11 protein-coding genes are annotated in these 12,283 nt (G+C 63.7%); 1 reads left to right on the forward strand and 10 read right to left on the reverse strand.

What is annotated here, in order from left to right:
* Positions 1 to 36: 36 nt before the first annotated feature.
* The 6 genes from aroK to pilM are packed head-to-tail and all read right to left on the reverse strand — an operon-like array spanning position 37 to position 5,566.
* Positions 37 to 555 carry a shikimate kinase AroK gene (gene aroK, locus AC1RB9_RS26360; RefSeq protein WP_003095833.1) on the reverse strand — a complete coding sequence of 173 codons (519 nt, stop codon included), beginning with the start codon at positions 553 to 555 and terminating at the stop codon, positions 37 to 39.
* Positions 556 to 566: 11 nt separating this feature from the next.
* Positions 567 to 2,711, reverse strand: a complete 2,145-nt coding sequence (pilQ, locus tag AC1RB9_RS26365) for a type 4a pilus secretin PilQ (protein ID WP_003146401.1) — start codon at positions 2,709 to 2,711, stop codon at positions 567 to 569.
* Positions 2,712 to 2,764: 53 nt separating this feature from the next.
* Positions 2,765 to 3,289 (reverse strand): type 4a pilus biogenesis lipoprotein PilP, encoded by a 525-nt coding sequence (gene pilP, locus AC1RB9_RS26370; protein WP_003095836.1) that lies wholly within the window; start codon positions 3,287 to 3,289, stop codon positions 2,765 to 2,767.
* Positions 3,286 to 3,909, reverse strand: coding sequence for a type 4a pilus biogenesis protein PilO (gene pilO, locus AC1RB9_RS26375; protein ID WP_003103268.1), 624 nt, complete (start codon positions 3,907 to 3,909; stop codon positions 3,286 to 3,288). The genes pilP and pilO overlap by 4 nt, the downstream gene beginning before the upstream one ends.
* Positions 3,906 to 4,502, reverse strand: coding sequence for a type 4a pilus biogenesis protein PilN (pilN, locus tag AC1RB9_RS26380; protein ID WP_003095839.1), 597 nt, complete (start codon positions 4,500 to 4,502; stop codon positions 3,906 to 3,908). Before pilN ends, pilO begins: the two co-directional genes overlap by 4 nt.
* A complete protein-coding gene (pilM, locus tag AC1RB9_RS26385; protein ID WP_003110888.1) occupies positions 4,502 to 5,566 on the reverse strand; it encodes a type IV pilus assembly protein PilM in 1,065 nt (354 codons plus the stop codon). Before pilM ends, pilN begins: the two co-directional genes overlap by 1 nt.
* A gap of 184 nt (positions 5,567 to 5,750) precedes the next feature.
* Between pilM and AC1RB9_RS26390 the strand changes: the two genes are divergently transcribed.
* A complete protein-coding gene (locus tag AC1RB9_RS26390) occupies positions 5,751 to 8,222 on the forward strand; it encodes a penicillin-binding protein 1A (protein WP_003095841.1) in 2,472 nt (823 codons plus the stop codon).
* A 100-nt stretch (positions 8,223 to 8,322) separates the two neighbouring features.
* Here the strand turns inward: AC1RB9_RS26390 and AC1RB9_RS26395 are convergent, their stop codons facing one another.
* From AC1RB9_RS26395 to rpmE, 4 genes are all read right to left on the reverse strand, one after another.
* Positions 8,323 to 9,591, reverse strand: coding sequence for a malic enzyme (locus AC1RB9_RS26395; RefSeq protein ID WP_003103278.1), 1,269 nt, complete (start codon positions 9,589 to 9,591; stop codon positions 8,323 to 8,325).
* A 102-nt stretch (positions 9,592 to 9,693) separates the two neighbouring features.
* Entirely contained in the window at positions 9,694 to 11,133 is a 1,440-nt protein-coding gene (locus tag AC1RB9_RS26400; RefSeq protein ID WP_003457580.1) for a M48 family metalloprotease, read from the reverse strand.
* Complete coding sequence (locus tag AC1RB9_RS26405; RefSeq protein WP_009877201.1) at positions 11,130 to 11,882, reverse strand: thermonuclease family protein; 753 nt, start codon at positions 11,880 to 11,882, stop codon at positions 11,130 to 11,132. The genes AC1RB9_RS26400 and AC1RB9_RS26405 overlap by 4 nt, the downstream gene beginning before the upstream one ends.
* A gap of 74 nt (positions 11,883 to 11,956) precedes the next feature.
* Positions 11,957 to 12,172, reverse strand: coding sequence for a 50S ribosomal protein L31 (rpmE, locus tag AC1RB9_RS26410; protein WP_003095846.1), 216 nt, complete (start codon positions 12,170 to 12,172; stop codon positions 11,957 to 11,959).
* Positions 12,173 to 12,283: the final 111 nt, after the last annotated feature.

A 12,283-nucleotide genomic window follows, 5' to 3' on the forward strand; every position in this document is an offset into this window, starting at 1 on the left:
AGGAAAGGGCAATAGGATAACGCAATTCGCCGCGCCTCAGCGGGGCGGCAACTTGCGCAGGCGTTCGAGAATTTCCTGGACGACCAGGCGCGGCGGCCTTTCGTCGGTCTCCACCACCACATCGGCGATTTCGCGGTAGAGCGGATCGCGCAGCGCCATCAGGTCGCGGAGGATCTGTCCCGGGTTGGGCTTCTGCAACAAGGGGCGGTTGCGGTCCCGCGCCGTGCGCGCGATCTGGTGCTCGACCGAGGCATGCAGGTACACAACCCGGCCACCGGCGCGCAGCACCTGGCGGTTACCGTCGCGCATCACCGCCCCGCCGCCGGTGGCGATCACCATGCCATCGGCGGCGCAGAGTTCGGTGAGCATGGCCTGCTCGCGCTCGCGGAAACCGACCTCGCCCTCGACATCGAAGATCCATGGGATATTCGCGCCGCACCGCTGTTCGATCTCCTTGTCGGAGTCCTTGAACGCGAGATGCAGCTCCTTGGCGAGCAGGCGCCCGATGGTGCTCTTTCCAGCACCCATCGGGCCGACGAGGATCAGGTTGACCACGTTGTTCGATATCAGCGACCGATTGCGATGGCCTGATTATTCATGATCCGCGGTGTCAGGAAAACCAGAAGTTCGTTTTTCACGTCCGAGACCGTATCGCGCCGGAACAGCCGCCCCAGGTAAGGCAGGTCGCCGAGGAACGGCACCTTGTCCACCGACTTGCTCTGGGTGTTGCTGAACACGCCGCCGATGACGATGGTCTCGCCGTCGTTGACCAGGATCTTGGCGTTGACCTCGTTCTTGTTGATCGGCGGTACGCCGTTCAGTGCGCGATCGAAGTCCGGCGCATCCTTGGTCACCTTCACCTCGACGATGATCCGGTTGTCCGGGGTGATCTGCGGGGTCACCTCGAGGGACAGCGCGGCCTCCTTGAACGAGGTGCTGGTAGCGCCACTGGAGCTGGCCTCCTGGTAGGGTACTTCCTGGCCCTTGAGGATCTTCGCGGTTTCCTTGTCCGAGGTCACGACCTTGGGCTGGGAGACGATCTCGCCGTTGCCGGTCTTTTCCATCGCCGACAGTTGCAGGTCGAGGATGATGTTGTCGGTGATGAAGCCGATGCCGATCCCGGAGGTGGCATCCTTGGCGCCGATGTCGACGAACGGCGACGGCGACTTGCTGGTTCCCGTGGTGGGGAAAGTACAGTTGCCGGCGATCGGGCCGCAGTTCATGCCGTCCTCGTCCTTGATCCCGATATTGCCGTCCTTGCCGTAGCCGTTCCAGTTACCCTTGTGATAAGCGCCGCCCCAGCGCACACCGAGGCTCTTGTCGTAACCGACGTTGGCCTCGACGATGCGTGCCTCGATCATCACCTGGCGCACCGGAATATCCAGCTGCGAAACGATCCGCCGCAGTTCGTCCAGTCGCTCCTGGGGCTGATAGGCGATGATGCTGTTGGTGCGGTCGTCGACGGTGATCGAGCCGCGCCCGCCTTCCTTGCCTTCCTGGCCACCATCGCTGGTCACCGACTGGAACAGCTTGGCGATGTCCGCGGCCTTGGCGTAGTTCACCTGGATCAGTTCCCGACGCAGTGGCGCCAACTCGGCGATCTGCTTCTGCGCTTCCAACTCCTGGCGCTCACGGGCGGCGATCTCGTCGGCCGGGGCCACCAGGAGCACGTTGCCGAGCTTGCGCTTGTCCAGGCCCTTGGTCTTCAGCACCAGGTCCAGCGCCTGGTCCCACGGCACGTTCTGCAGGCGCAGGGTGATATTGCCCTGCACGGTATCCGAGGCCACCAGGTTCAGGTCGGTGAAGTCGGCGATCAGCTGCAGTACCGAACGCACGTCGATGTCCTGGAAGTTCAGCGACAGTTTCTCACCGGTATAGGCGAAATTGTCCTTCTTGCGCCGCTCGGCGTCTTCCGTGGTCATCGGCTTGATGCTGACGGTCAGGCGATTGTCGGTCTGGTAGACCAGATAGTCGTAGAGCCCGCTCGGCTCGATGGTGATGCTGGTACGGTCGGATTGCGCGCTGGCGTTGACGAACTGCACCGGCGTGGCGAAGTCCTTGACGTCCAGGCGAACCCGCAGCGCATCCGGCAGCTGGGTCTTGGCGAAGTCCAGGCGGATCTTGCCACCCTGCTCCTGGATATCCGGGCTCAAGGTCGGGTCGGACAGGTCGATGACCACGTTGCCCTCGCCCTTTTCGCCACGCTGGAAATCGATGTTGCGAATGGCACGACCCGCCGGCACGTACGGCTTGGGCTTGATCGGCTGGGCATAGCTGGCCGGAGCCGGGCTAGCCTTGACCGGAGCGGTGGAAGCGACGCTGGCGCCGGCCGGCGAATTGCCGACCACCACGAAGAGGTTGTTGCCTTCCACCCGGGTGGTGTAGGACGACAACGTGGTCAGGTTGATGATCAACCGTGTGCGATCCTTCGCCTCGACCACCGTGACGCTGCGCGTATTGCCCACGCTCAGCTCGCGGTTCTTGGTGCCGAGCTTGTTCTGTACCCCCGGCAGATCGAGGGCGATTCGCGCCGGCTGCTCGATGGTATAGCCACGCGGCGCGGCGACGGGCTCGTCGAACTGCAGCTTTAGCTCGACCCGGTCGCCAGGCAATGCCGCCACGTCGAGTTTCTCCAGGTCCGCGGCGAGCAATGCCGGCGCGAACATGGCGGCCAGCAAAGCGATCCCGAGGCGCGAGAGGCCACTGTTCATCGTCCGACTCCGTTGTACAGACTGCTGTTGGTTATGCATGTTTTTCCCCGCCCTCAGGAGCGTTCCTTGAGAGTCAGGCTGCGCGGACGCTCCAGCCAGTTCCCCTCTCCGTCAGGAACGATTTCGATCACGTCTATTTTTCCTTCGCTGATGCCGACGACCTTGCCGTCGTTGCGCCCCAGGTAGTCCCCGACCCTCACCCGGTGCACGCCACCCGCGCCCTTCACCAGGGCGAAGGTGCCCTGGGCGTTGGACAGGGTGCCGACCATCTCGAAGGTCTCGATGTTGAAGCCTTCCAGGAACTGCTTGACCCGCGTCTCGTCGGGCTTGATCACCTTGTTGCCCTTCTGCCGCACGGTCAGGTCGATCTTCACCGGCGGCTGGAACGGGCTGCGTAGCGACGCGGCGCTATAGGTGAAGGCCTCGTACGGCTGGAACTTCGGCAACGGCTCGATGGTGCCCTTGGGCCGGGCGCGAACCTCGTCCATGTAGGACTGCAGATCGGCGAAATCGGAACCGCCGCCGCATCCGGCCAGGCTGGCGAGCAGCAGGCTGCTCAGAATCAGGCGGGCTCTCATTTCTTCAGCCCCTTGTCGTTGTAGCGATAGGTCTTGGCCAGGATGCTCATGCGCAGCTTGGACGTGCTGCCGGGCGCGACCGGCTTGATCTCGAAGTCATGCAGGGTGACGATCCGCGGCAGGCTGGACACGCCGCTGACGAAGGTCGCCAGGTCGTGGTAGCCGCCGACCACGCTGATCTGGATCGGCAGCTCGATGTAGAACTGCTGGGCAACCTCGGGAAGCAGCTTGATTTCCTCGAACTCCAGGCCGCTGCCCAGGCCGGTACGAGTGATGTCCTCGAGCAGCCCGGGTACCTCGGTGTCGCTGGGCAACTGCCGCAGCAAGGCGCCAAAGGACTCTTCCATCTCCTTCATCTGTGCCTTGTAGGCTTCCAGGTTCGCGGCCTGGAAGGCCTTGGTGGAGAACTGCTGCTTGAGCGTCTCCTCTTCCGCGGCCTGCTGTTCGAGCTGAGCCTGCATGTCACTCAGATGGAAGTTGTAGCCCAGCGCCAGGACCGCCGCGGTCAGCAGCACGCAGACGATGACCTTGACCGCCGCCGGCCAGGAACCGATGTTGTTCAGGTCGAGATCGTTGATATCGATCTTGCGCAGACTTTCCAGGGAACTGGCCAGACTCATTTCTTGGCTCCTTGCGCAACCCCATGCTTCGCCTTGGCGTCTTCCTCGCCGGGCTGCGTCTGCTGCACGGTCAGTTGGAACACGTTGGCCTGGTCCACCGCGCCCTGGGTCACCGCCTTGACCTCGTTCAGGGTCGGGGCGGTCAGCCACTCGGACGCGTCCATGTTGCGCATGAGATTGGAAACGCGGTTGTTGGACTCGGCCGCGCCGGCGATGGCGATGTTCTTGCCGGTCATCTTCAGGTCGGTGAAATACACGCCGTCGGGCAAGGTCCGCACGAGCTGGTCGAACACCCGTCCGATGATGGGACGGTTGCCCTGCAGGTCCTGGATGATCTTCATCCGCTCGAGCAATTGCTGGCGCCGCGACTTCAGTTCGCTGATTTCCTTGATCCGGGCGTCGAGTACGACGATTTCCTTGCGCAGGAAGTCGTTGCGGGCGTTCTGGTTCTCGATGGCCGCGGTGAAGTACTGGTCGCCAAGGAATACCAGCGCAGCCGATGCCACCAGGACGCCGCCAAGAATCACCAGGAACTGCTGCTTGCGCTGCTCGCGCAGCTCTTCGCGCCAGGGTAGAAGGTTGATCCGTGCCATCAGTCGAAACTCCTCAACGCCAGGCCGCAGGCGATCATCAACGCCGGAGCGTCGCTGGCCAGGGCGCCGGCATTCACCTTGCCGTTCAGCGCCATGTCGGCGAACGGGTTGGCGACCAGGGTCGGGGTGCCGATCTTCTGCTGGATCAACCGATCGAGATCCTGGATAGACGCCGTACCGCCCGCCAGGACGATGTAGTCGACGTCGTTGAACTGTCCGGCGGCGAAGAAGAACTGCAGCGAGCGGGAAACCTGCTGCACCACGGCGTCCTTGAACGGACGCAGAACTTCGCTGTCGTAGTCATCCGGAAGACCGCCCTGCTTCTTGGCGAGACCGGCTTCCTCCACCGAGAGTCCGTAACGCCGCTGGATCTCCTCGGTGAGCTGGCGACCGCCGAACAGCTGTTCGCGGGTATAGATGGTGCGTCCGTTGTGCAGGACGCTCAGGGTGGTCATGGTCGCGCCGATGTCCACTACCGCCACGGTCAACTGGTCGGTGTCGGCACCCAGCTGGCTGCTCAGCAGCGCATAGGAGCGCTCCAGCGCGTAGGCCTCGACGTCGACCACCTTGGCGGTCAGGCCGGCCAGCGCCAGGGCCGCTTCGCGAACCTCGACGTTTTCTTTCCGACAGGCGGCCAGGAGTACGTCCACGCGCTCGGGATTGCGCGCGGAGAGCCCCTGGACCTCGAAGTCGATGGCGACTTCCTCCAGCGGATAGGGGATGTACTGGTCGGCCTCGATCTTCAGCTGGTTTTCCAGTTCATCCTCGGAAAGCCCGGCCTCCATCTCGATGGTCTTGGTGATCACCGCCGAACCGGCGACGGCGACCACGGCCGACTTCAGGTTGGTTTTCGCCTTGACCAGCACCCGTGACAACGCCTGGCCGACCCCTTCCAGCTCGACGATGTTCTTTTCCACGACTGCATTCGGCGGAAGCGGCTCGACGGCATAGGCCTCCACTTTGTAGCGGCCTCCGGAGCGGCTCAACTCAAGGAGCTTTACCGAGGTCGAGCTGATGTCGATCCCCAGCAAGGTGTTCGCTTTCTTCTTTATGAGCCCTAGCACGACCAATTCCCTATTAGCGTTCAATACTTACGAACGATTCTTCTTTTTTCACATTAGATACCAGAGCCGAAGGCCAGGCAAATGGCTAGGTCACAGAAAAATTGCTTATAATGTGAACAGCTTTTGCCTTTTTCCTGTCCTATTCGCTTAACTCTTTCTTTTTCCTGGAAATCCGAATCTACCCATGCGCCTGCTGAAGTTCCTGTGGTGGACTTGCGTCACCCTGATTTGTGGAGTGCTGCTCAGTTTCAGCGGCGCCTATCTCTATCTGAGTCCCAGCCTGCCCTCGGTGGAAGCTCTGCGTAACGTCCAGCTGCAGATCCCCCTCAAGGTCTACAGCGAGGACGGCAAGCTGATCTCCGAGTTCGGCGAGATGCGCCGGACGCCGATCCGCTTCGCCGACATCCCGCAGGACTTCATCCATGCCCTGCTGTCCGCCGAGGACGACAATTTCGCCAACCATTATGGCGTCGATGTGAAAAGCCTAATGCGCGCCGCCGCGCAATTATTGAAAAGCGGTCACATCCAGACTGGCGGCAGCACCATCACCATGCAGGTAGCGAAGAACTACTTCCTTACCAATGAAAGAAGCTTCTCGCGAAAGATCAATGAAATCCTCCTGGCCCTGCAGATCGAGCGACAGCTGACCAAGGACGAGATCCTCGAGCTCTACGTCAACAAGATCTACCTGGGCAACCGTGCCTATGGCATCGAGGCTGCCGCACAGGTCTATTACGGCAAGCCGATCAAAGACTTGAGCCTGGCCGAGATGGCGATGATCGCCGGCCTGCCGAAAGCGCCCTCGCGCTACAACCCGCTGGTCAACCCGACCCGCAGTACGGAGCGGCGCAACTGGATCCTCGAGCGCATGCTCAAGCTCGGCTTCATCGACCAGCAACGCTACCAGGCCGCCGTCGAGGAGCCGATCAACGCCTCCTACCACGTGCAGACCCCCGAACTGAATGCGCCCTACATCGCCGAGATGGCCCGTGCCGAGATGGTCGGCCGCTACGGCAGCGAGGCCTATACCGAGGGCTACAAGGTCATCACCACGGTCCGCAGCGACCTGCAGAACGCCGCCAGCCAATCGGTCCGCGACGGCCTCATCGACTATGACCAGCGCCACGGCTACCGCGGCCCGGAGACCCGCCTGCCGGGCCAGACCCGCGACGCCTGGCTCAAGCACCTGGGCCAGCAGCGCAGCATCGGCGGCCTGGAGCCGGCGATCGTCACCCAGGTGGAAAAGAGCGGGATCATGGTGATGACCCGCGACGGCAAGGAAGAAGCCGTGACCTGGGACAGCATGAAATGGGCACGCCCCTTCCTCAGCAACAACAGCATGGGCCCGATGCCGCGCCAGCCCGCCGACGTGGCCCAGGCCGGCGACCAGATCCGCGTGCAGCGCCAGGAAGACGGCACCCTGCGCTTCGTACAGATTCCCGCCGCACAGAGCGCGCTGATCTCCCTCGACCCGAAGGACGGGGCGATCCGCTCGCTGGTCGGTGGCTTCTCCTTCGAGCAGAGCAACTACAACCGCGCGATCCAGGCCAAGCGCCAGCCGGGCTCCAGTTTCAAGCCGTTCATCTACAGCGCGGCCCTGGACAACGGCTTCACCGCCGCCAGCCTGGTCAACGATGCGCCGATCGTGTTCGTCGACGAGTACCTGGACAAGGTCTGGCGACCGAAGAACGACACCAATACCTTCCTCGGCCCGATCCCGCTGCGCGAAGCCCTGTACAAGTCCCGCAACATGGTCTCGATCCGCGTCCTGCAGGGCCTGGGCATCGAGCGGGCGATCAGCTACATCACCAAGTTCGGCTTCCAGCGCGACGAACTGCCGCGCAACTTCTCCCTGGCCCTGGGTACCGCGACAGTCACACCGATGGAAATCGCCGGCGCCTGGAGCGTATTCGCCAACGGCGGCTACAAGGTCAATCCGTACGTCATCGAACGCATCGAGAGCCGCGACGGACAGGTGCTGTACCAGGCCAATCCGCCCCGCGTGCCGGTGGAAGAACAGGTCGCTGCGCCGGATGCGGAAGACGCCGGGAATCCTGGTGACCCCGAGCATCCGGAGAGCGCCGAAGGCGAAGGTTCGATCGAAGCCCAGCAAGTCGCCGCCAAGGCCCAGACCACCTTCGAGCCGACCCCGGCCGAGCGGATCATCGATGCCCGTACCGCCTATATCATGACCAGCATGCTGCAGGACGTGATCAAGCGCGGTACCGGGCGTCGCGCCCTGGCGCTGAAGCGCACCGACCTAGCCGGCAAGACCGGCACCACCAACGATTCCAAGGATGGCTGGTTCTCCGGCTACAACTCCGACTACGTGACCAGCGTCTGGGTCGGCTTCGACCAGCCGGAGACCCTGGGTCGCCGCGAGTACGGCGGTACCGTCGCGCTGCCGATCTGGATCAGGTACATGGGCTTCGCCCTCAAGGACAAGCCGATGCACACCATGGCCGAGCCGCCAGGCATCGTCAGCCTGCGCATCGACCCGGTGACCGGCCGTTCGGCCGCGCCGGGCACTCCCGGCGCCTATTTCGAGATGTTCAAGAACGAGGATACCCCGCCCTCGGTCAATGAACTGCCGCCAGGCAGCTTCCCTGGCAGCCCGCTGCCGGATGACGAAGGCGCGCCGATCGACCTGTTCTGAACCGGCCGGCGCCTGCGCTTCGTTGGCGACGACGGGAGCGCGAGGCGCAGGCAAAAAGAAACCCCGCCAAGGCGGGGTTTCTTTTTATCCGGCGGATCGATCAGCCGTTGAAGACGTCGTCCACCGATTTCAGCGGATAGTTCTTCGGATACGGCAGGGTAGCCACGCCGGTCTCGATGGCAGCCTTGGCCACGGCATCGGAGACCACGGTGATCAGGCGCTTGTCCATCGGCTTCGGAATGATGTACTCGCGGCCGAATTCCAGCTTGTCCACGCCATAGGCGGCGCAGACGTCTTCCGGGACCGGCTGCTTGGCCAGGTCGCGCAGGGCCAGGGCGGCGGCGATCTTCATCTCTTCGTTGATGCGCGTGGCACGTACGTCCAGGGCACCACGGAAGATGAAGGGGAAACCGAGCACGTTGTTGACCTGGTTCGGATAGTCGGAACGACCGGTAGCCATGATCACGTCGTTACGGGTGGCATGGGCCAGTTCCGGCTTGATCTCCGGGTCCGGGTTCGAGCAGGCGAACACGATCGGGTTCGGCGCCATGCGCTTGAGGTCTTCCGGCTCCAGCAGGTTGGCGCCGGACAGGCCGACGAACACGTCGGCGCCCTCCAGGGCGTCGGCCAGGGTGCGCTTGTCGGTCTCGGTGGCGAACACCGACTTGTACTGGTTCAGGTCGTCGCGACCAGCGTGGATCACGCCCTTGCGGTCGATCATGTAGATGTTCTCGACCTTGGCGCCCATGCTCACCAGCAGCTTCATGCAGGAGATGGCGGCAGCGCCGGCGCCGAGGCAGACGATCTTCGCTTCTTCCAGCTTCTTGCCGGCCAGTTCCAGCGCGTTGAGCATGCCCGCCGCGGTCACGATGGCGGTGCCGTGCTGGTCATCGTGGAACACCGGGATGTCGCACTGTTCGATCAGCGCGCGCTCGATCTCGAAACACTCGGGAGCCTTGATGTCCTCGAGGTTGATACCGCCGAAGGTGATGGAAATACGCTTGACGGTATCGATGAAAGCCTGCGGGCTCTCGGCGTCGACCTCGATGTCGAACACGTCGATGCCGGCGAAGCGCTTGAACAGCACACCCTTGCCTTCCATCACCGGCTTGGAGGCCAGCGGGCCGAGGTTACCCAGGCCGAGAATCGCGGTGCCGTCGGAAATCACTGCCACCAGGTTGCCCTTGCCGGTGTACTGGTAGGCCAGCTCGGCATCGCGGGCGATTTCACGCACCGGCTCGGCGACACCCGGGCTGTAGGCCAGGGACAGGTCCCGGGCGGTAGCGGTGGGTTTGGTCAGCTCGACACTCAGTTTTCCCGGACGGGGTTGTGCGTGATATTCGAGGGCAGCGGTTTTAAGATCGGACATTTGGGCACTTCCGCTTTATTGCTTGTTGGACAGACGGGGCGACCGAGCATACGCAAGAAGACGACGCCCCACAAGATCGTCAGGACCCGGCTGTCAAGACCTCTAGCGTACGACTTTAAGCCAATCGCCCGGACGGGGTTCACCGCTCGGATAAAGGTCATTCAGCAGACGCAGACGAGCCACGGAGTCACTCAATGACCCCTCGCCGCCAGCCGCCAATTGCTCCAGCGTCTGCCCCGCCTTGACCTGCACCAGGTGCAGGCGTCGCGGCTGCGCCAGGGCCCGCTCCTTGTCGCGCAGCGGACGGAAGCTGCGGATCACGCTGAGGAAGCGGTCGTCCTGGGTCTCCAGGGAACCGACCTTGACCACGCCGACGAACAGGTAGGCGCGGTCGCCCTGGTAGATCACAGCAACCCGTCGCGCCGGGTTGCCTGGCACCACCGCCGTGTAGCCGTTCAGTCCTGCCTGCTTCAGCGACTCTTCCTGGGCCAGCCGTTGCCCGGCGTTCTTGCGCAGGAACTCCGCGGGCGTCAGGCGGGAATCATGGGGCACCAGCTTCATGCCGATGAACGACTGCTCGTCCGCCGAATAGCCAAGCAGGGCACTGGGCTGGTTGAGGATCTTCCAGCCCGCCGGATAGCTCAGGGTGAAGTCCAGCTCGGCATGGTAGAAGTTCTGCCCGCGACGCACCCCGGCCGATGCCGAGTCGCCGAACGGCATGCCTTCCAGATGGCGAAGAAAGACCTCGCGCCCCACTTCCTGCTGTCCGTTGGCCAGTTGCCGGGCCGGGCCGACCACTTCCTGCAGACGCCGGTCGTTGTCCGGATGGGTATCGAACAACCCGTGGTAGCCGCCGGCCTGTACCGCCTGGCCATTGCGCGCAGCCTCTTCGCGAGCGAAGTCCTCCTGGTTCTTCAGCACCCGCACCACCTGGATCATCGCCGTCGGATCGTAGCCGGCGCGGGCCAGGTACTGGGCGCCGAGACCATCGGCTTCCAGTTCCATGTCACGCCCGTAGCCGCGGACGAAGGCCGTGCCGAGCACGTTGGCCAGGTCGCCGGCGGCACCGACCCCGGTGCCGATCGCCACCGCCTGGCCAAGGATGTTCCAGGCGCTGGCCTGGCTCTGCTGGCGCACGCTGTGGCGCGCCGTGACGTGGCCGACCTCATGACCGAGCACCGCGGCCAGTTCGGCCTCGGAGCCAAGGTAGGCGATCAGTCCGCGATGGATATAGATGTAGCCGCCCGGCAGGGCGAAGGCGTTGATGTCCGGCGAATCGATGACGGTGAAATGATATTGCAGGTTGCTGCGGTGGCTGCTGCGGGCGACCCGCTCGCCTACCCGTTGCACGTAGGCCTGGAGCTTTTCATCGTTGTAGCGGGGGAACTGCTTGAGGATTTCCTGGTTGTAGCGAGCGCCCATGCCGAGTTCCTGCTGCTCGCTCATCATCACGAAATCGCTCTTGCCGGTGGCCGGGTTCACCGCGCAGCCGCCCAGCGCGCCGACTCCCAGCAACAGCAGCAGGAGCCAGGCGGTCTTCATGGCAACCATTCCAGCATCGCCGGATCGGTCACCGACATCTGCCAGCGCGCCTTGCCGGCCGGCACAGCGCCACGGCGGGAACGATCGACCACCCAGCCACGCACTTCCAGCGAACGTCCCGCCATCTGCATCACCCGTTTCGCATCGAACGCCTTGAGCACCTTCGGCTCGATCCGCAGGACCAGCGGACCGTCCATCTCCAGCCAGATACCGCCCCGGTTGCGTTCGACCTCGAGCACCCGCCCGCGGACCACGGCGAAGCCGCTCTGCGCCAGTCGATCGAGCGAAAGCACCGGCGAACGCTTCCATACACCCAGATTAGCCGAACGCGCTGCACGTTCCGCCGCTTGCTGACAGGCCGTCAGCTCGGTGTTCGGCGCGACCGCCACCAGGTAGCCCAGGCCCTCGCCGAGCAGGCGCGCCTCGAGGTTGGCGCCGCTGGCATCGAACAGGTGCGCCAGGGTCCGCCCGTAGTGATCGCGGGCCTGGCGGCCCGGCTGCAGGGCGAGACGCCCGTCGCTGGCCGATACCAGCGCCTGCAGTCGCTGCTTCGCGGCTTCGGCGAAGGGCTCGGTGGTGCGACCGTTGTGCGCCAGCTCAGGCGCGTTGATACCGATCAGCCGCACGCTGCGGCCATCGCGCAGGCGCACGGTATCGCCGTCCACCACCCGCGCCACCTCGACGTTCTGCAAGGCGCCGGTAGGCCGGCAGGCCTCCGCCGCACCGGCGAAGGCGGAAACCACGGACATGAAAAAGGCGCCCACCAGGGACGCCTTTCTCGGTACAGCGACAAGTAGCATTGCGCGCGTTCGCGGCAAGCGGCTTACTTGGTGGCGCCGAATACGCCGAAACGCTGCTTGAAGCGGTCGATACGGCCGCCGGTGTCCAGCACCTTCTGCTTGCCGGTGTAGAACGGGTGGCATTCGGAGCACACGTCCAGGTGGATCGGCTTGCACAGGGTGGAACGGGTCTTGATGACGTTACCGCAGCTGCAGGTAGCTTCGATAGCTTCGTAAGTCGGATGGATGTCCGCTTTCATGATTCAATCCTCGAGGCGTTGTGTGCCGCCACCCAGCGCGTTTACCAGGCACCGCACGTAATTAAGGGCGTGGATCATACCAGACCGATTCATCTATGCAAGCGACCCCGC

This window comes from Pseudomonas sp. 20-5 (assembly GCF_056782835.1).

Excerpts from the sequence above, each read along its gene's own strand:
- AC1RB9_RS26390 (WP_003095841.1), top strand. The coding sequence starts at position 5,751 with ATGCGCCTGCTGAAGTTCCTGTGGTGGACTTGCGTCACCCTGATTTGT.
- pilQ (WP_003146401.1), bottom strand. The coding sequence starts at position 2,711 with ATGAACAGTGGCCTCTCGCGCCTCGGGATCGCTTTGCTGGCCGCCATG.
- pilN (WP_003095839.1), bottom strand. The coding sequence starts at position 4,502 with ATGGCACGGATCAACCTTCTACCCTGGCGCGAAGAGCTGCGCGAGCAG.
- AC1RB9_RS26400 (WP_003457580.1), bottom strand. The coding sequence starts at position 11,133 with ATGAAGACCGCCTGGCTCCTGCTGCTGTTGCTGGGAGTCGGCGCGCTG.
- rpmE (WP_003095846.1), bottom strand. The coding sequence starts at position 12,172 with ATGAAAGCGGACATCCATCCGACTTACGAAGCTATCGAAGCTACCTGC.
- pilP (WP_003095836.1), bottom strand. The coding sequence starts at position 3,289 with ATGAGAGCCCGCCTGATTCTGAGCAGCCTGCTGCTCGCCAGCCTGGCC.
- AC1RB9_RS26405 (WP_009877201.1), bottom strand. The coding sequence starts at position 11,882 with ATGTCCGTGGTTTCCGCCTTCGCCGGTGCGGCGGAGGCCTGCCGGCCT.
- AC1RB9_RS26395 (WP_003103278.1), bottom strand. The coding sequence starts at position 9,591 with ATGTCCGATCTTAAAACCGCTGCCCTCGAATATCACGCACAACCCCGT.
- pilO (WP_003103268.1), bottom strand. The coding sequence starts at position 3,909 with ATGAGTCTGGCCAGTTCCCTGGAAAGTCTGCGCAAGATCGATATCAAC.